Origin of the sequence: Acholeplasma laidlawii PG-8A, assembly GCF_000018785.1 — a bacterium.
Lineage (GTDB): Bacteria > Bacillota_I > Bacilli_A > Acholeplasmatales > Acholeplasmataceae > Acholeplasma > Acholeplasma laidlawii.
Genome location: NC_010163.1, coordinates 263,486 through 283,260, shown reverse-complemented (window position 1 = coordinate 283,260; position 19,775 = coordinate 263,486). Strand labels below are relative to the sequence as shown.

Below are 19,775 nucleotides of genomic sequence, written 5' to 3'. Positions count from 1 at the left end.
ATAATCCTCCTATTTCAGACCAGATGTACTAAATGTTTCCACAATCTTAGATTGTGAGAATATAAAGAACACAACTGGAACAATCATCATAATAAACCCTACTGCTGCAACTGTCCCTGCACGTTCAATAGATCCTTGTGCAATTTGACGTAGTGCAAATGATAGAGGTTTCAATTCTTCACTGAAGATAAATGCACCACCATCAGTAGTCCATAGTCTTTGGAAGAGTAAAATAATTAATGTCAACCATGCTGGTTTTACCAGTGGCATAACAATTTGGAAAAATATACGATATTCACTTGCACCATCGATTTTAGCTGACTCAATTAACTCCGTAGGCACTTGTTCCATAAATTGCTTCATTAAGTATAAACCTAGTGAAGAAGCGATTGCAGGGAAAATAATTGCCCATGGTGTATCAATTAAACCAACCCAAGATACGATAATATAGTTTGGTGTAGCAGTAACTTGAGGTGCAAACATTAATGAGTACACTACTAACATGAATATAATCTTTGATCCTGGAAATTTGTATTTAGCAAGTGGGTAAGCACACATACTAGCGATTAGTACGTGTCCTGCTGTACCGACTACTGTTACAAATATTGTATTAAAGAAGTATCTAGAGAATGGTATCCAAGAGTTTCCAATTAATTCAGATAAGTCTCTAAAGTTATTGAATGTTAAGTTTCTTGGTAATAATGTTGGTGGGAAAACAAACAACTCATCTAGTGGTTTGAATGCATTAGATGCAGTCATAATTAATGGATAAGCTGAGAAAATACCAAACAATGCTAGTAAAATGAATAACGCAATGTCTCCACCTATAGAACGGTTGAGTCTTTTTTTCTTCTTGATTTTTCTTTTCATCATGAAATCTTTTACGATTTGCATAATTATTCACCCAACTTTCTTAAGAATTTTTGGACAATTAAGTTGGCACTAATCATAATTATAAATAGGATAGTCGCAATTGCTGAGGCATAACCTAAGTCAAAGCGAATGGACCCATAGTCAATTAAGTGCGTTACAATTGTATGTCCTTCATACTGTACAGATGGGAACCCTACAAGCTGCATAGAAACTTCTGCAATCGCAAGGGATGTGGTAATTTGCATTACGGCACCAAATAATAATTGTGGTTTCATACTTGGAATTGTAATAAACCATAATTCTTGCCATCTGTTTTTGATTCCATCAATACTACCTGCTTCGTAAAGTGTTTTATCCACACTTTGTAACCCAGCAATGAAGGCAAGGAAGGACACACCTAAACTTAACCATAATTGAACTAGGATAATAACAAATAGCATGTAATCTGGATCTCTTAACCACAGTATCGGGTTATTGATAATACCAAATTGCATTAAGAATGCATTGGCATATCCATGAACATCACCAGAAAAGATAAGTAACCAAATTAAAAATGCATTACCGCTAATTGAGGGTGCATAAAAGACTAAAGTCATAAATGCACGTAATTTTGGTTTAAGCTCGTTAATTAACCAAGCAAATACGAATGCTAATAAATAGGATACTGGTCCGGTAACAACCGCCAATACTAGTGTATTTCTAATAGCGATGATGAATATTTCATCATCTAATAACAATTTAATATAGTTATCAAAGCCCACAAAACGAGGTGCTTCTAACATATTAAACTGTGTAAAACTAATACCAAGTGACATAACAACCGGAATGATTGTGAAAGTGAAGAATAGTATGATAAAAGGTGCCATTAAAACATATAAATGTTTGGCTTCTTTCATCTCTTTCCACATTTGTTTGGATCTAGTTTTGAAATCTCGTTTAATTGTTGCTTGCATATAGACCCTCTTTCTTAATCTAATCCGAATTCGCGGCGTTTCTTCGCTAATTCTTCATTAATCATTTGTACGTAATCATAAATAGTTTCACGTGGGTTCGCTGCTTCATTTAATACAAGTCTAAATGCATTGTCTAAATGACGACCCGTCATATAACCACCTGGAACTTCAGGAATACCACGTACCCATGCCCATTGTTCTTTCAGTTTTGTTAATTCATCGACTGTCCATGGTAATTGTTCCATAGCTTCTATGTTAGCAGTTGGATATCTAGCAGCTGCTCCTAAAATACCTTCTAGTTCACGACCAAAACGCATTTGAGTTTCAGTAGATGTCCACCATTTTAAGAATTCCCATGACTCTTCTTTTTTATTCGATTGATTTAGGATAATACCACCTGTACCTGTTGATACAGTTTCACGTCTAATTTGAGTTTGACCATGTTCATCAACATACTCTGTACCAGGTACAGCTACGAAGTTCCATTTACCACGGATTTCTGGAGCAAAGACACTTAACACGTTATATGTATTGTAGTAAGAAATACCAATAGGCATTTGACCACTTCTAAAACGGTTATTAAAGTTCGCTTCTACCGGGAATGAATAGTTTGTATAGAATGATGACCATTGTTCAAATACTTTAGGTCCATTACCTTCATTAAATCCTGCTTGTCTGTCACCATCAATATAGAACTGACCATCATTTTGGTAGAACATTGTAGAGAATATTGGGTTTGGTGGCAAGATGATTGCAGCACCTTGAGTTAATGGAACAGGTAAATAAAATTCTAAATTATGTTTTTGTAATGAAGGAATCATTTCAACAACTTCTCTCCAAGTATTTGGAGGTGTTAAACCTAACTCTTCAAAAATATCCGTTCTATAGAACATCATTAAAAATATTTGTTGTTCTGGTAATGCATAATAGCTACCATCAAATTCATATGGTACTAATGCACTTGGCATAAATCTTTGTGCAATTTCGTCAAAGTCATCAAACTGAGTTAAATCATAAACAGCATTACGCATAGCATAGTTTACAGGTGTTGAGTCTGCTTGGCCAATAGCCACGTCAGGCCCTCTACCTGATAGTGTAGCAGGTAATAATGATGCACCTGAAACCAATTTCAAGTCTACTTGAATTTGATTTTCCGGGGCAAATGTTTCGTCAATTAATTTTCTAAGAATGTTTGCTTGGTCTTGACCTATAGATAACCAAACTTCAATAGTTTCATTTACTTCACCAGTATCCACGCGACCTACAGCAGAGAAATCTGTAGTAAACGTAGCTAAAAACGATCTAAATCCAAACCATGTACTTTCAAAGAAACTTGGTGTTGATTGTGGCATTTTAGCACCTGGTTCATGTAGCACAAAATAATCAATTTCAAGTGGTTGACTAGATAAAAGAATAACTAATGTACCTAATGAAGATATGTTTGAAACATATGTTGATAAACTGTTTTGAATACTACGAGGACGCTTGATAAAGTCTTGTAATTGAAGAATAACAGTATCCAGGATACCAGTTTTTTCACTTCTATTGCCAGACACTTCAATTAGTGTTTCTCTAATGTATTTTGCTTGTTCTAATTCACTTTTGAATCTAGAAATTAAATTAGGTATACGGTTTGCTAATTCATAATCTCTAAATGGGTCAGGACTAGGTCCTGTGTAAATTAATATTTCACGATAGATTTTATTTAAATTATCGATAACATCTTGTAAATCTGAAATAAGTTGACCATAAATACCTAACGATACTTCCATTGTCAACTCATGAGTACCCTCTTCTAAATAAAATAAGAATGATTCTTCATTTGTTCCTAATGTTTGGACTCTCCAGTCATTAGAGAATTTAAATGCATATCCTTCCATTTCAGCAAATGGAATTTCGCCATCAATATAAATATCTCTAAAGACGACCATACCATTAGCCAATCTTTGTTTTACGCGCATGGAAATTTCATAAAGACCAGTCTTTGGTACCTCAAATGTCCATGTAATTTGATCACCTGCTTTATCCCAGTTTGTACCACCAATGGTATTTAATTTGATTAAAGTAGGGTCGGATGGCATAGTTCTTGATGATGTACGATCATTTAAAGGATATAGCGTTGGGGAAGTCGTACGAACAGCATCTTCTGCTTGAACAAATTGAAGTTCTTCTTTAGCAACTTCATAGTTATTAGCCTCATATTGTGCTTTAACATCTTCATAAGTTGGTAAAGTTTTTACCGATTCTATGACTATAGAATCAATTAATAATGGTTCTCTTAAACTTTCAAATTTAATAACGTTTGTACCAGAATTTAAATAAAAATTGAATGGTTCTGTTATATAACCAAGTGGGTCACCAATCAATTTGGATGTCCAAATTGGTTTTTCAACTTGACTTGGTCTAATATCATTACCTGCGTAATCTTGATAAATAACAGCGGCATTACCGTAGTAACGTTGGAATAATACGTTTTCAGCTGCATCAAATGGAACTACTCCATTAATAAAAACGCGCCTTTCAATCGCTGAACTTTTTCCTTCATAAGCGTAGTAATTCACTCTAATAGTGTAAAATCCTGCTTCTTCAATATCAACAGGTAAACTAATAGATCCAACCTCATGAGTTAATACTGATTCCGCAACACCATTAAAATTATTGATGATTTCATAATTCCCCTCAATATGTGTAAAATCCTTAGCTGAAACAAGGATTGTTTTATCTTTTGGATATGTTGCTGGATTTGATGCAATGTAATTTTGATAGTTTTTGACATAGGAATCATTTTCTGTATCTCTATTAGACTCAACATCTAATTTGACGTTATATTTTAAATGATCTGTGTCAAAAGCTATCTTTAGTGTATCCGTAACTAAGAACGTAATAAACGCAATTAATAACACTAAAAGTATAATATGTATTTTTTTCAAATGCTTCACCTCAATGAAAATGGTACCACCTTCCTTATGAATTTTATAACATAAGGAAGGTTATACCAAGATCGTTTCTTTTGTTATTGTCCTAAATATGATGCAAGTGCGTCTTCGTAAGCAGGTCTGATCTTGTCCATCTCACCTCTAGCATCGCCATTAGCGATTGCAAGGTTTGCTGCGCCGTACCAACCATTTGCTGCGAATCTTGAGATACCTAATGCACCTGTTAAATCTAATGTTGTTTTATCAAATATGCTTAGGTAAGCATCAATCGAAGCTTCATCATTGAATCTTTGTACTAATGTTGCGTAGAATTCATCTGAAAATTCAGTGTCTGTCTTCCACATTTGAATTTCATTCCATACTTGGAATGCTAATGCTTCTTTAGCAGGAGTTAGTCCACTTGATAATGTATACACTGCAACACCACCGATTGGAGAAACATAATTACCGGTGTATGTATCACTTGATGGATAAGGAACAAATCCTAGGTCAAACGCTAAGTTTTTCCATCTATTTTCTGCATTTAAGAACCAGAAACTACCTGGGTGCATTACAACTTTACCTGATTGCCATAATGGAGATCCTGAATCATAAGTACCTGAACCTTCAAATAAACCTTTATTATATAAACCATGTAAGAAACTATATGTTTCTAATGCAGCTGTTTGATGGAATGCAACACGTCCAGATAATGCGTTTATTAATGAACCACCATTTAATGGAATCATATTTTCAGCATATACTGCACGTACACCACCTAAGACTTTATAATCAGGTCCAATACTTGTAAGTGCAGCTTTAGCGGCATCTGACCAAGCTTCAAATTTAGACCAAGTCCACTCACCGTTATTGTATAGTTCGGCTGGATTTTCAATACCTAAGTCATTAACTAACTCAATATTGAAGTATAGACCAACGTCAACTGTAGGTTTGTTTACTGAGAATGCATAGAATTGACTCTTAAATCTACCTAGTTGTTGAGCTTCTTCCGTAATGTTTGCACCAGTTGATTCTAAGTACTTGTCAACTGGAACAATTGCATTCGCGTTAGCTAATTGAGCAGTCCAGTCAGAGGTTGTCCATAAGATATCCGCTAACGGAGCTCCCGCTACTGATGCTTTAATTATTTCATTAATACGGTCTGGTCCCCATGCAGCTGCCGCAGGGTAAGCCTTATAAACCACTTTAACATTAAGTCTTGATTCAACTTCTCTTTGCTTATTTTGTCTTGCTTGTTGTTCTCTACCAGAGTAAGCAGCATCGAATGGGTCAACCTCATATGGCGCACCATGCATAATTACGATTTCTGTTGGAGGTGTAGTGTGATTTTGTACTACAGTTACAACTCTTTTTACTGTGGTTACTTTACCATCAGAACCTTCTACTGTATAAGTTAAAGTATAAGTTCCTGCTGTATTTGTAAGTACAGTACCACTTACTTGAATACGTGTAGTGATATTTCCATCTACTGTATCTTCAGCTTTAACATTGTTCATCGGATCGAACTCATCACCGACGTTGATTGTAACATCCGCTGCACCTGTTATAGTTGCTGAATTTTTATCGTTACCATTACCTTCTGTATTGTCACACGCTACTAGAGCAAACATTGCGACTAACAGTAATAATACGCTAAATATTTTTTTCATATTTAAGCTCCTTTGTATTTTTTGTAATTAAACTTCACTTAAATTATACTATGTAAATAGTATTATTTGATTATTTTTATCTAAATTTCTATTTAATTTTCATATTATTAAAATCTTTTTCAAACGCTTACATATTGTCACACAATGAAACAAAAAGCCCAATTTGTTATTGGGCTTTTCGAATTAAACTAAAGTCTTATTTTTTCTTTAAGAAGAATAATAATGCTGCACCACCAAATGATACTAATGCTGCACCTAATGACATAAGAACTGCAGTTAATACGCTTACCCCGTCATAAGAATCTAAAGCATCTTTAATTGCTTCTTCTACTTGATCAGGTGTGATAGTGTCTTGAGGAATTTGTGCTTCTACATCTTCAACCTTATCATCAACTTTTTGATCTACTTCTTCTTGAGTTGGTTTAGCTGCTTTTACAGTTAATGTGTATGTAACTTCGCTTGCGTTACCAGCGCGGTCTTCAACACCAACAGTTACTGTATATGTACCAACTGATAATTTACCACTTGCTAATGATAAACCACCATTATTTAATACGAATAGACTTAATTGTGTTCTAGCATCGTAGTTATCAACAGCAACAATATTTGATAAGATAGCTGCTTCAGCAGATGCGAATGCATCAGCTTCGATAGTTAAATTATTATTAACTACAATTGCTTGAGGAGCTGTTTTATCATCAACCGTTAGGTTATATGATGCTTTTGTTACGATATCTGCATTAAAGTCAGGAGTACCAATTGATCCTTCAGTGAATGTAACCTGATCACCGTATCTCAATGCTTGAGCTAATGGTCTATCAGCAGTTTGTCCAAAGAATACAACAAATCCACCTAATGAGAAGTCAATACCTTCTAACCACGCTTTGATGCCTGCATCAGACATACCAGCAATTGCGCCACTTGCACCCCATGCTTCCCAAGTGTTTCTTGCAACAGATTGAATCATTTTACCATCTTTATCAAACTCAACAACAATCCAACCTTGGAATGAAGTATTTGTATATAAGAATGGTTCAGTATATAGTGTAGTTTCTAGACCATATGCAGTGAAATTTTGATTTTTTCTAGTAACATCAATTACTTTACTTCCAAGTGTAATTCTATCCGGAACTGTAGGTTCACCAGCGATATGTACATGATGTGTAAATTCTAAATCGATTTTGTAAGTACCTGGTTTTGGATTGTAGATGTTAAATCCTGCAGGAGCAGTGATTTTGATATCACCTGTCTTATCATTTCCATAACCATCATTAGCAGTTACGTCACCTAATAGGTCTACGAATACTGATTCATCAACATAACGATTTTTAACGTTTTCAAATCTTGGAGGTAATACCCCAACAGCGATATCAACGATAATTTCAGTTAAACCATCTTCTGCATGAGTTGCAGAATATACCGCTGTATAACCTGCACCAAATACTGATGAATCTACAACTGATAGAGCTTTGTCAGGTGTGTAAGCATCTGCTACAGAATCATAAGTAAATGTAATAGTTTCTAAAATTGTAGGAACATGATCTTCTTCAGCTGAATTAAAATCTGCCGTTTCATAAACATCAACTTTATAACTTAGTTTTTCTGTTTTATTAACAAGTACATCATCTTCAAACATTTTTAACCATGAAACACTTACATTATTTGGTAAATCAAAATCAGCTTGATTATATTCTACAATCATCTGTACGCCTGGAGTTACAGCATCATCATCGTGAGCTGTTAAGCCAGCAAATACAGGATTTTGATATGTATAAGTAGAAACTGCTACCGGAGTTGTTTCAGCAACGAAAGCTGTATATAATACTTTAACAAAATCTGTAGCTTTGTATGAACCACGGTCATGTTGACCGAATGATACAGCTGTCCAACCAGCAGGAATAACTACGTGGTTTGGATTCCAGTCTACTAATAAAGATCTCTCTTCAGCTGGTAAAGCTCCTAAATCAGGGTTTAACCAAGTTAAATAACCTAATGGTTCTAATTTATATCCTTGTGCATCTGTAGTGTCCTTAACAACTCTAACATGAGCTAATCTTGTATTAGGCGTTTCTGTTAGAGGATCAGCAGCAGCTTTAAATGCGTCGATTTCTGCTTCAGTAGCAAATCGCCAATCTGCATTGTCAGTAACATCCGTTCCATCATTAAAGATGTGATACGTAAAGATATGATCTTCAAACATAGCTAATTCCATATCTTCATTGAAATATGCATAAATACGGTTTGTAACTCCACCAGTAATATTCGCTCTTAGGTTAGTTGTTACTAATTCCATTTCATCTTCTGTATTATTAATAGTCATTGCAGCGAATGCACTGTAAGAAACACCAGGATATTCTGTTGCTTCAAATACGCCATCTGCATTAGCATCAACAAATTGGTGACCATATCTAACTGAAGAACGTACAAAATGGTATCTATATCCTAAGAAATCTAATGTCCAGTTAGAAGTTCCCACTCTCAACGTACCACCAGCGATTGGTTCTGTTTCCGTCATATTATTAATGCTGCCATATGGATAAATATCTATTAACGCTTCTTCATCCGCATAAGCTGGTGCAACAACCAGGATTAATGCAGCAACTAACAACAATAATAATGTTGTAATTTTTTTCATCTTTTTTTTACTCCCTTTTCCTTTTTTATTGTTAAACGTACGTATTAATTTTATTACATTATGAAAGCGCTGTCAACTAATACGTGTGTTTGTTGAGACAACGCTTTCATATTTTTACTTTTTGAATATTATTTTCACCTTTTTCAGGGTTTATCTTGTTGTACCTGGAACATACACATTAAATGTACGAGAAGTTGTTACACCTTCATAAACTACAGTTACTGTATAACTTGCAAGTGTATTATGTAAAGGCATTGAAATTACACGTCCCATATTATCAATAATATCCGGATGATTGCTCACCATTGAGATTTGAGCACCTGGATATTCTAGTGCTACTTTATACTCTATATCTGCCATTTTTTGGAATTTAGGTTCTAATCCAGATACTAATAAAGCATTAGGACAATGTTTTCCAGAAAAATGTTGATGGAATTTGATGTGTTCTCTTGGTAAGTTATATTTAACTAACGTTTCAGCTGAAAACTTAGCCGTTCTTTGCCAAATTCTATAGAGATCATCGCCCATTGCAACAGACATTTCAATTGCAATCGCATTTCTATTTCCACCACCCAAGTAACTACCTTGTCCAACTAAGTTAGAACCATCTCCAGCATGCCAAGCAACTTCACCTTCAGGAATATGCTGATAGAATGCTTTATCATCTATTGTATAGTGCCATGATACTTGAGCACCGTTAATTCTCGCTTGATTATTTAAATAATTTGCGTGAGAAAGTGCACCAGATCCGGTTGCAGTATTTGCAGTATCATGTACTGTAATCCAGTGAATATTTTTATCATTGTATGTTGTATAGCCAGCAGGTATTGGTGATAGTGGTAACCCGGGTCTTACATTTTTACCTTTATATATATCAGGTATCATAAGTGATGTATCTGGTGTGACTTCATCAAAATAGTAGTTTGATACCGATTCATATCCAACGACTCTATAAGTTGGTCCCGTTCCGATTTCATAAAAGTCAAACATCTTCAAATGACTTTGCTGATTCATCGTAATTAAGTCCATGAGATTATTTTGATCTAAGTTTTCATAAAAATCTAAATAAATTTCTTGTTTAACTTCTACATCAGATACAAGTCTTGCAGTAATAATGACACTACCACTTGTTAGAGATGTCACTAAACCTTCACTGTCTACGGTTGCTATGGCTGAGTTTGATGATTCAAATAGAACTTCGCTATCTTTAATCGTTACAGGAAATGGTGTCGCTTCAATCCTTACACTGTCACCAGCAACTAGTGAATGTGTATCAATAGATGGTACAAGGTCAATACCTGGATCAGTTGTCACATCAAGAGTAATTGAATCTTGTGCATTAGAAAATTTATGCGATGCTTCAACCCTAATCGTTGCCTGACCACTACTCAATGCTTTTAATAAACCTGTTCCAGTTACTAACAAAGTATCTGGTGCATCTGTTCTAAATCTAAAACGACCATCTTTAAGTTCATAAGGTAAATATTCGAACTCTAGCATTATTTCATCATTAACATCTAATACCTTAAGATCACTAGTAATATATATGAATAGCGGTGCGGTTGGATCATAGTCTGCTTCTTTAAGTATTACAGCTTCTGATTCATAATGTCCCATTAACATGCGTTCAGATATGTTTTCGAATTGGTTTAAATCTAGTGTTGCACTTCCCCAGTAGTTTAGTGTGAAATCAAAATTGGACCCCAAATTCGCTTTAGCAGGGTACTTACTAAAACTAGATACTGCATTAAAACGAGCATATGCTAAAATTTCAGTGTCATTTAAAGAAACATCAAATGCAACTTCAATGTTTGAAATCGAATTTCTTTGAATAAAAATTTCAGTATCATTACTATATGAACTACCTGCTAACTTAATAGCAACTTCTGCACCATCAATAATGTTTTTATTAATATTTAATGAACCCGAAATAATGTCATCAATAACGATTGCATCATGTTTTAATGTCTTAAATTCATTTTGTTCAATACTTAAGCCTTGTGCTTCTTCAACAAGTATTGCTTGAAGTACTGCTTCATTTAAATCTGAAAATTTATTATTCATTATCGATACATTACTTGACCCTTGTAATACATGGATAGCACCCTGTTCATTAAATGCTATATTTTTAATGACCACATCACTAGCATCTATTGTAACTAGATTTTTCGCTACAACTTGATCATTGATTCCTTCTAAAGTCACAGATTTATCTAGTATAGTAAGTGTTAAAAGTTCAAGATTTTTTAAATAAATATGCGCGCCATCAGTTGCAGTATCAAGTGCTGCTTCTAAAGTATTAAATAAAGTCGTTCCAAACTCAAATTCTAAATCCTCAACGACGACTTTATCACCAGTTTTTGCTTCACCATCGACTACTAGTTCATTAACAATTAGAATCGAATGCGTTGCACTCACCTCTGTAGAGGTTAATGAAGTTGCTGTAATTGTAACAGCACCAGATTTATGTGCGGTGATTGTACCTTCATCATCTACTGTAGCAACGAACTCATCACTAGATGACCATGCTAAAGCAGGTGCTGCAGTTTCAGGACCTAAAATGGCACTTAACTTTGTTGTTTGACCCACATTTAACTTAGAGTCACCTTCTAGTAAAATGGTTGATGTTTCATCATACACTACTAAACTAATTTCTGCTTTAACAGAAATATCTGATGCTAATGTCATTGTAATTTTAAAGTTACCTGGACTTACTGCCGTAACTAAACCGTTATTATCCACTGTTGCAACAGCTTCATTGTCTGATTTAAATGTAACTTCCTCACCAGATGTTTCAAAACTTAATTGAAGTGTTTGTCCAGCCCATAAATATGTGGATGGCTCTTCAATCACTAAGTTATATGTTTTAGTTACATGGATGTTGACACTTTTAGATACTTCTTCATTAGTCTTAGATGTTACAGTAACTACTGAAGTACCTTCTTTTAAGGCAGTAACTAACCCTGTATTTGATACGGTTACTACTTCATGATTAGATGAACTAATATCATAACCTAAAGTATCATTTGTAGTAATAGATAACTGATGAGTCTTACCAACTTCTAATTGGATTGGACCACTACTTAAACTTAATGTAATTTCATCAGGTTTTTCTATTGCAGTACATGCTGTAATCAAACTAACCAATACTAAACTAAATATTGCAAATATTTTCTTCATTTTTTCTCTACTTTCATCTCATAAATTATATTGCCTAATTCATTTCTTAAACCGATAATTCTATTTAAACTACGTTTTGGATGAACAGCATTAGATAATAATACAAATCCAATGTCATTTTTCTTATCAATAAACATATGACACCCAGTAAAACCAGTGTGCCCGATTGTGTTATCAAAATCACTTTTTGATCCTGCAAAACTATCTTCATACGGCTTTAAGTAACCAAGTGTTCTAGTTACCTTATAACCTAAGGAGTCATCGGTAATTTGAGGTAAGAATAGTCTATCTGTCATATCCTTACTTAACACAAATTTATCATTTAATATACTTTGAATAAATAAACCAATGTCATACACCGTAGAAAATAAACCTGCATGACCCGCTAACCCCTCTAATAAATAGGATTTTTCATCATGCACTTTACCTTTAAGTAGTCCTTTTGAAAAATCATCGTCATGATCTTCTGTTGGTGCTACTCTATCTACTTCGGGTCTATACCCTGAATCAAACATACCTAAAGGATTAAAGATATATTTTTGGGCAGCTTCATCAATTGGCATGCCATACATTTTTTCTATCACTTTTCCAAGTAAGATAAAACCAACATCAGAGTATACAACTTTAGTATTTGGTTCATAAATTAGATCCATACTAAAAATAATATCCATTACTGCTTCTTTAGATTTTACCGTTCTAATTTTTGGTACATCAGCAGGTAACCCTGAAGCGTGAATGAGCAATTCTTTTATGGTTGTATGTGGATGTTTGTACCTACCCAAGATTGATTGCAACCTCGTATCTAAAGAAAGTAAGTTATCATCCACCAACTTTAATATAAGCGTTGTTGTTGATATGACTTTTGTAAGAGATGCAACGTCATATATTTCATCGCCACTTAGCACTTCTTTTGTTGGGTATAGTTGTTTATACCCAACAAAATCAGTGATCAAATTATCTTTTGTAATTAGTGCATAATGTGCGCCAGGAAAACGCGCTTCATCCACACCTTTTTGTAAAAACGATTTAATTCTATCCATTATTTCTTCTTCTTTACAACAATGAATATAACAACACCCAATAATACTACAAATGATGAAACTGTTGATATAAATATAACAATATCAAAGTTTGCTGGTGTATCTGGTGTAGGTTCTGGTGTCGGGTCTTCATCATTCATATGTGTTTCCCATGTATGTTCTACATTTTTAGTCCAATAATGCCCTTCTAATCTAGCAAGTGCTGCACTAACTAGTGCATGATTAGAATTTAGCGTTTTATAAGAGAAAATAGAACTACCAATGATTTCATCATATTGTGACATATATCTTAATTGTTCTAAGAACTCAGATTCATTTGTCCAATTATTGGAGTTTTCTGCATATCTATAGAAACCTTGTCCAATAATTAAGTCCACATTGGTATCTTTAACCACGTCAACCCACCAGTCCACTAAATCTGCAAAACGTGCTGTTGAGTGATCAAATTGCCAGTATAGTTGAGGAATAATATAGTGTAACCAGCCTTCTTTAACCCATTTTCTAGAATCTGCATATTGAGCTGAATAGCTAGATAGACCTTGCGAGTTAGAACCAAGAGCATCTTGAGTTTTATTTCTCCAAATTCCAAATGGAGAAATACCAAACTTCACATGCATATCATTTGCTTCATTATGTGCTTCAACACGTTCATAAATAGTTTTCACAAACATGTTAACATTTTCACGGCGCCAGTCATCACGTGATAAATTATTTGGATTGTAATTTAGAAATGCATCTGCATCCTGACTGTCTTCTGTTCCACTATAACTATAGAAGTAATCATCAAAATGAACACCATCTATTGCATAGTTTTCCATTATCTCATCGACGATATTATATAAATACTGTCTAACCTCAGGTATCCCTGGATTTAAGATAAGTGCACCGCCCTTATCTTGAACTACATATGATGGATTTTGTTTTGCAAAGTTTGAATCATGTAGTAGTGCTAATTGATCTTCAATAGATGCTGTAGAACCACTCGCTACACGGTAAGGATTCATCCATGCGTGGACTTCTATGCCACGTGCATGTGCTTCAGTAATTAAGAATTCTAAGACATCCCAACCTACGCCTACACCTTCTGTACCAGATAAGAATCTTGACATTGGTGCATATTCAGATGGATAGAATGAATCATTCATTGGTCTTGTTTGGAAGAACATCGTATTGAATTTAAGTTCTTTCATACGTTCTAGTATACTAATAATTTGGTTCTTGTAGTTTGCTTCATTATCATACTGTGTGATATCAATATTCGCTACAGTAGCAACCCAAACAGCACGTATTTCTTTATCTTTTTCTGTGTATGTTGTTGGTAGTGCAACCGGTGTATTTGTTTGATAGTAATAGACATTTTGTCCATTTCTAATGACGAATGGATTGTCTTCGGTAATTGGAATAGATACTGGTACTCTAATTTCTACATCATCAGAAACTATACCTGATTGAGATGTTACTCGGTAAGCCACTCTATGATTTGCTGTTGTAGCAATCTCAATTGGTGATGTGTAATTAGACCATGCAGTCCAATTTTGACCATTATATAATCTATATTCTATTTTATCTGTTGATTGATTAGGCGTTAAAGTAACTGTGACAGGTCCAATATATGTACCTTCCACTAAGTTACCTTCAATGTCAACAGTAACTTCTCCTGGACCTTCTACAATGTTAAACGTTTTACTATATATTGGCTCTAGTGGTCCATTACGATATTCCATAGTATAATGACCAACTTGTTCAAATAAAATCGGTTCTACATATTGTATCCAAGCTCCTCCATTCATTCGATATCTTGGTTCGGGTGCATTTTGATCGAAGTTAATGGTAATTTCTAACCAGTCATAGTTTGGATCTACACCATCACCTGCTATTTCAAGTGTTGGTGTAGTGTAACTTGAGACAATACGTAAATTTTGTTGAATTTCAGCAGATTCAATACCACCATCATCAATTGTTTTAGCAAATACTGCATAATTACCTGTTGATGTTAAAGTGATAGGACCCTCGTACGGTACCCAAGTACCTGGACTGCCATGATTTATCTTGACCCAAATATTATGCTCAGGTGATGTTATCTCAATTTTAGTACCTACTAAGTAACTTGTACCAGATGGTGTACCATTAATTGCAATTGTTGGTAGTACTTCATTTTTAATTTCCGTATAGAAATTTAAAACTTTTACGAAAGATTCATTGTCTAAATTATCCACTGCTTTATAGTAGATTGTATTTAGGCCATTTGTGATAATACGAATAGGCGTTGTATAACTTTCCCATGTATTACCGTCTAAACTATAAAAGATATCATACGCACTACTAAGTTCTAGTTCTACTTGTGATGTAAATCTAACACCATCAAATGTACCAGTAAACTCATGCGATGGTGCGTCTATACTGCTTTCAAATGCAGGACTTAAATGATTGGTATAAGAAATAGAACGTACACCATAATTGTTTGTAGTGGATGTGTCATTAGAATTCCAAGTAATTGTAGTTTGACCATCATTTGGTATAACATCAATAATTTCAGCATCCACATAGTTTAATGGATTACTGGATTTATAGATATAGTAGAATTTAGCATCACTCTGTGCATCAAACGTTAATAACCCATTTGCAGGATTATGTATCACATTTGAAACAGCAGGCAGATGCACCGGTGTCATACTTTTTAATGGTGGTAAAACAGTTTTTGTTTGAAAATGATCATCTCTTGCATTAAATAGGTTTGCTTGTGAAGGTCTATTAAAGTTTAAACCTGCATCTCTTATCATGTTATAAGAATAAATTGAAAATCCTTGATTTGATTCTAAAGAATGTAAAAATTCCATTTGATTACTAAATTCTTCTGGATTATCACGCCATGAATAGACGTTTGAAGCAATGCCTGCATCTGCAAGGTAAAGTCCAATGCCTGAATATAGATTAACATCTAAGTATCTTACAACTTTATCCCACCATCCCATGACTTTATCAAATCCTGCAAGTGAATGGGTACTCGCCCAATAACTTTGAGGAAGAATATAATCTAACCAACCTTCACTAATCCAGTGCACTGTATCAGCAAATAAATAAGATGCATAGTGTTCTTGACCTTGTGTTTTCGAACCATTTGTAATAGGTTTTCCGTCTTGGTCATAGGTAACTTCACCATCACCATTTCTATAAATACCTGTTGGAGATATCCCAAACTGAACATAGCGATTATTGGCTTGGTTAAAGTCTTTAATAGCTTGAGATGCCTGTTCAATGAAAGTGTTAATTTGAGTACGTCTCCAGTTACTTTTGCCAGCAACAGTATTTGGTTGACCTAATGGATTGGATAAAAATAAAGCTTGGTCTGGGTCATTTAAAATACCACCGTTGTTCATTTCCATGTAGAAATAATCATCAAAGTGGATTGCGTCCACATTATAGTTTTCAATAATTTCTAATATCGTATTTACAACGTGCTCACGTACTACTGGTAATGCAGGGTTTAAAATGTGTGCAGTACCTTCCTTGTTTGATAAAAGGTTTGCAGGGTTACTTTGTGGGTTACTTGCCGGAATGGTACCTCTTTGATACGTAGAAAGTACACGGTAAGGGTTTAACCATGCATGAAATTCAATCCCTCTTTTGTGTGCTTCTTCAATAAAGTAAGCCATTGGATCAAAGACATCAAAGTCTACTGTTGCAAACCAACTTGCAACTGGGTTAATTTCAGATTTATAAAGTGCATTATTATGTGTTCTAAAATGTACGATTGCGACATTTAAATTATTCGCTTCCATATTATTTAATATGGAGTTTACTTCACTTTTAAAATCTTGTTCTGTTGAGTATGCAGGCATACTACCAATAAAATGGGTTATCCAGGTTGCTCTAAATTCACCAGGTGAAGTTAGAACCTCAGGTTCTGGATAAGCATGTGCTTCGTTTGTCGGTATTAAAGTTAATGTTAATACGAGTGTTAATAATAGTAAAATTACTTTCTTCATTAAACATCCTCACTTCCATTCAGTAATTTTTTAACAAGATGCATACCTTGTTGTTGTTTTGTTTCATCGATAAATGTCTTGTAAGTAAAGAATACATTACCAACTACATTATCAAATTGATTAGCAAATTTAAGCTGATTTACGACTTCATATGGATTTTCATATCCACCTTTTTCACCATATCTATATGGACCATGACCAATATATAAATCCACATTAGAACCTTTACATACCTCTGCCCACCATAAAGCCAAATCAGCAAATGGTGCTAGTTTATGCTCAAAATCCCAGTAAAGTTGTGGTACGATGTAGTCAATTATGCCTTCTTTTATCCATAAATAGCTATCTGCATATTGATTATCATAAGATTGACTGCATTGTGGATCTACATTAGAACCTAATTCATCACTTTTTTTAGTTTTCCATATACCAAATGGAGATACTCCAAATCTTAAATTAGGATGTTTTTCTTTTAATGCTTTGTTTAAGTTTCTTATAACATCCGTAATTTGATTTCTTCTAAAATCTCCTAGAGTTAGTGATTTATCTGTTCTTTGTTCAAAATCAGATGCATCATTATCGCTATCGCTTAAACCTGCATATGGATAGAAGTAATCATCAAAGTGAATACCATCTACATCATAGTTGTCTGCAATTTCTAGCATAGAATCGATAATGAAAGTTTTCACCTCTTCTTTTGCAGGGTTTAAGATAAGTTGACCATTTTTATCAGTTATCACAAACTCTGGATGTCTTTTAGCAAAGTTTAAATCATCCAGTGTACTTAAATACTCAGACTTAGTCATATCAGTTTTCATACTTACGCGATATGGATTACACCAAGCATGAACTTCTAAACTTCTATTTTTAGCTTCCTTAATAACAAACTCTAATACATCAAATAAAGGTACTTCCCCTTCTTTTCCAGTTAAGAATCTAGAATATGGATTTAACTTGGATTTATAGAAAGCATCATTTGTTGTACGCACTTGAAAAAAGATTGCTGTCATGTTATATGCTTTAGCGGTGTCTAGCATTTCTATGACTTTATCTTTATAAGATGGATCTTTCATATTTGGTAAATCAATATTTAAGACATTAGATATCCAAAATGCTCTAAATGGTTTTAAGTTAAATTTTTCAGGTATCACGACTTGTTTATCTGTATTAAAGTAATTCAGTGGTTTATCAGTTCCAAAATAGTTTAGTTTCATTTGTTGTACGCTCCATAGTATGTTAGTAAGTTTTTATGTTTTTCATATAATGCATCAAATGCATGTTTAGTTGTAATAAATGATTTAGATAAAGGATGTACCTGATATGCAAGTAATGCTTTATTCAAATTCTTTTCATATATCGCATCACATAATAATTCTTCATAAGCTTTTAGATGTTGAACGATACCACGTATTTGGAGTGGTAGTTCACCAATATGGACCGGAATCGGACCCTTATTTGTAATACGTGAAGTGATTTCTATAGATGTTTCATCTGGAATTCCTACAATATGGCCACGATTGACTGTATTAATGACGTGATAGTTCTTTTTATTATTCACCATAGAATCAATGATTTGGATCGCTGTTTCTGCATAATCATGACCTAATCTTTTCTCAATATCTTTAGGTACTTCACCTACTGAAGGGTCACTATATTGTTTAAATAATTCTTCATCTATTTGAATAACTTCATTTGTACGTATCTGATTATTTCTAATATGTTCTAAAAACTCAGGTACTGCAATATCATATTGATAATAGACCTTTAAGTTTGGATGCGGGTATAATTTAAGCTGTTTTAGGTTTTCAGGTGCCATAAATCTTTTAGATGGACAAAAGTCTTCTTCTAATAGTTTAGGCAGTTTATCTTTACTCTTATGATATATTTTTGAGATAAATGATAATTCACTTAATCCCGCAAAATAAGGCACAACTTCAGAAGGTTTTGCACCTAATTTTTCAATGATACTTTTTGTTGCTTGATTTGGACTACTTGATAACCCCATGTAGCGTTCAAACTCTGCAAATCTAAATACTGCTTCACTAATGATTCCAGTAGGATTACTAATATTAATAACCCATGCCTTAGGTGCAAGTTCTTTAATATCTTCAATAATTTTATAGATTACTGGGATAGTTCTTAGTGCATTAAACATCCCTCCGATACCAATTGCTTCATGTCCTAACATTTCAAATTGTGCAGGAACAGTTTCATCGAAGTACCTTGCTTCCATACGTCCCACTCTAATTTGAATAAGTACAAAGTCTGCATCAACTAAAGCTTCTCTTCTATTTATTGATTGAGAAATAGCCATTGAAATATTATGCTTCTTAAACATTCTGTGTGCAAAATCATTTATAATGTTTAATCTGTTTTGATTATCCTCTAAATCAACTAGTGCAATCTCAGTTACTTTTAAATCTTCATAGTTTAATATGATGTGTTTAAATAATTCTGGTGTGTAACTTGATCCTGCACCAATAATTACTAATTTTAATTTTTTATTCATGTTTAGCCCCTTTT

General features: G+C 34.0%; 10 protein-coding genes. All 10 read right to left on the bottom strand.

The window, feature by feature from the left end; genetic code table 11:
* Window positions 1-9 precede the first annotated feature (9 nt).
* Window positions 10-894, bottom strand: coding sequence for a carbohydrate ABC transporter permease (locus ACL_RS01345; RefSeq protein ID WP_041633744.1), 885 nt, complete (start codon window positions 892-894; stop codon window positions 10-12).
* Window positions 895-896: 2 nt separating this feature from the next.
* The gene (locus tag ACL_RS01340; protein ID WP_012242228.1) at window positions 897-1,826 is read right to left on the bottom strand and encodes a carbohydrate ABC transporter permease; all 930 of its coding nucleotides are present in this window, start codon (window positions 1,824-1,826) and stop codon (window positions 897-899) included.
* Window positions 1,827-1,840: 14 nt separating this feature from the next.
* Window positions 1,841-4,765 (bottom strand): extracellular solute-binding protein, encoded by a 2,925-nt coding sequence (locus tag ACL_RS01335; RefSeq protein WP_012242227.1) that lies wholly within the window; start codon window positions 4,763-4,765, stop codon window positions 1,841-1,843.
* Window positions 4,766-4,839: 74 nt separating this feature from the next.
* Window positions 4,840-6,411, bottom strand: coding sequence for an extracellular solute-binding protein (locus ACL_RS07160; protein ID WP_012242226.1), 1,572 nt, complete (start codon window positions 6,409-6,411; stop codon window positions 4,840-4,842).
* 196 nt (window positions 6,412-6,607) lie between these two features.
* Window positions 6,608-9,046, bottom strand: coding sequence for a hypothetical protein (locus ACL_RS01325; protein ID WP_012242225.1), 2,439 nt, complete (start codon window positions 9,044-9,046; stop codon window positions 6,608-6,610).
* 150 nt (window positions 9,047-9,196) lie between these two features.
* A complete protein-coding gene (locus ACL_RS07155) occupies window positions 9,197-12,226 on the bottom strand; it encodes an Ig-like domain-containing protein (RefSeq protein ID WP_012242224.1) in 3,030 nt (1,009 codons plus the stop codon).
* On the bottom strand, window positions 12,223-13,266 hold the full coding sequence (locus ACL_RS01315; protein ID WP_012242223.1) for a serine hydrolase domain-containing protein: 1,044 nt from the start codon (window positions 13,264-13,266) through the stop codon (window positions 12,223-12,225). Before ACL_RS01315 ends, ACL_RS07155 begins: the two co-directional genes overlap by 4 nt.
* The gene (locus ACL_RS07150; RefSeq protein WP_012242222.1) at window positions 13,266-17,252 is read right to left on the bottom strand and encodes a glycoside hydrolase family 10-like protein; all 3,987 of its coding nucleotides are present in this window, start codon (window positions 17,250-17,252) and stop codon (window positions 13,266-13,268) included. The genes ACL_RS01315 and ACL_RS07150 overlap by 1 nt, the downstream gene beginning before the upstream one ends.
* On the bottom strand, window positions 17,252-18,466 hold the full coding sequence (locus ACL_RS01305; RefSeq protein ID WP_012242221.1) for a glycoside hydrolase family 10-like protein: 1,215 nt from the start codon (window positions 18,464-18,466) through the stop codon (window positions 17,252-17,254). Before ACL_RS01305 ends, ACL_RS07150 begins: the two co-directional genes overlap by 1 nt.
* Window positions 18,463-19,761, bottom strand: a complete 1,299-nt coding sequence (locus ACL_RS01300) for a 6-phospho-beta-glucosidase (protein ID WP_012242220.1) — start codon at window positions 19,759-19,761, stop codon at window positions 18,463-18,465. Before ACL_RS01300 ends, ACL_RS01305 begins: the two co-directional genes overlap by 4 nt.
* Window positions 19,762-19,775 lie beyond the last annotated feature (14 nt).

Bases quoted from the DNA above. Each gene is read 5' to 3' on its own strand.
- ACL_RS01345 (WP_041633744.1), bottom strand. From the start codon at position 894: ATGCAAATCGTAAAAGATTTCATGATGAAAAGAAAAATCAAGAAGAAA.
- ACL_RS01340 (WP_012242228.1), bottom strand. From the start codon at position 1,826: ATGCAAGCAACAATTAAACGAGATTTCAAAACTAGATCCAAACAAATG.
- ACL_RS07160 (WP_012242226.1), bottom strand. From the start codon at position 6,411: ATGAAAAAAATATTTAGCGTATTATTACTGTTAGTCGCAATGTTTGCT.
- ACL_RS01325 (WP_012242225.1), bottom strand. From the start codon at position 9,046: ATGAAAAAAATTACAACATTATTATTGTTGTTAGTTGCTGCATTAATC.
- ACL_RS07155 (WP_012242224.1), bottom strand. From the start codon at position 12,226: ATGAAGAAAATATTTGCAATATTTAGTTTAGTATTGGTTAGTTTGATT.
- ACL_RS01315 (WP_012242223.1), bottom strand. From the start codon at position 13,266: ATGGATAGAATTAAATCGTTTTTACAAAAAGGTGTGGATGAAGCGCGT.
- ACL_RS07150 (WP_012242222.1), bottom strand. From the start codon at position 17,252: ATGAAGAAAGTAATTTTACTATTATTAACACTCGTATTAACATTAACT.
- ACL_RS01305 (WP_012242221.1), bottom strand. From the start codon at position 18,466: ATGAAACTAAACTATTTTGGAACTGATAAACCACTGAATTACTTTAAT.
- ACL_RS01300 (WP_012242220.1), bottom strand. From the start codon at position 19,761: ATGAATAAAAAATTAAAATTAGTAATTATTGGTGCAGGATCAAGTTAC.